The sequence below is a fragment of the Oleiphilus sp. HI0061 genome (assembly GCF_001635675.1).
In genome coordinates this window covers 1-921 of sequence record NZ_LWFE01000980.1, presented here as the reverse complement: position 1 = coordinate 921, position 921 = coordinate 1, and the positions used below count along the sequence as shown (strand labels likewise).

At 45.7% G+C, this 921-nt stretch carries 1 protein-coding gene; it reads right to left on the bottom strand.

Translation table 11 applies throughout. The features are described from left to right. A partial coding sequence (locus tag A3735_RS11425) for an IS110 family transposase (protein WP_068638091.1) occupies positions 1–921 on the bottom strand: 921 nt, incomplete at both ends.

Here is a 921-nt window from a genome sequence, read left to right as displayed (position 1 = left end):
ATCGCCGTTACCACGACACTTCGATGTTTACCTTTGTGTATTAGTCGTTGATATCGTCTACATAATCTCTGTTGTGCTTGCCAAGCTTGATCAATTACCTCTTTCGGCAATCCTTCCTGCCTGAGCTGTAATTCCTTCGATATCTTTGCGGGATAGCGATAGCTATGTGCAGCCTCAACTAACAATCTCCTCGCTCGCCCATTTCCACACTTGGTGATCGCGCCTAAGTGTCGTTTTCCTCCACTTGAATGTTCGGAGGGCGTCGTTCCGATATAACTCATCAGTTTTCTAGGGCTATCAAATCGTGTTAAGTCTCCTAGCTCTACAATGACACCAGTGGCGGTGAGCAGTCGAACGCCTCTCAAGGCTTGTATCGCTTTCACAACCGGATAATATCGCCATTGCTTCACGTGATGGGCGAGTTCATTGTCCAGACGCTCTAGTCGAGCATTGCGTTCTGAAATGGTTTGAATCATCTCTTGCAAGACAAATTGCTGACTAGGATGAGGTAAGATGATCTCTGTTAACCAACGAAGGTGTTTTAAGCTCCAATTTGATTTGCCTGAATAGTTAATATGATTTCTGAGCAGCAAGGCTTTTAGCTGGAAACGTGCATTATTCAAATCATGCATTGCACGCTCACGTGCTCGAGATAGATCTCGTATTGCTTCATCTGCGGGTTCAGGAACGTAAATCGGATCAAGGTCGCCATTACGAACCAAACGAGCTAAATCTTGTGCATCGCGTTTATCTGTTTTCACGCGTTTTCCGGGTCTCTTTGGAATCAGTGATGGCGCAACAACATAGCAACAATGGCCTATGCTTGTCAGCAATCGATAAAACCAGTAGCCACAGGGGCCCGCTTCATAAACAAAATGCAGGGTATCCTGCGGGTATTTGCTTTCAAACTGTCTTGCCATC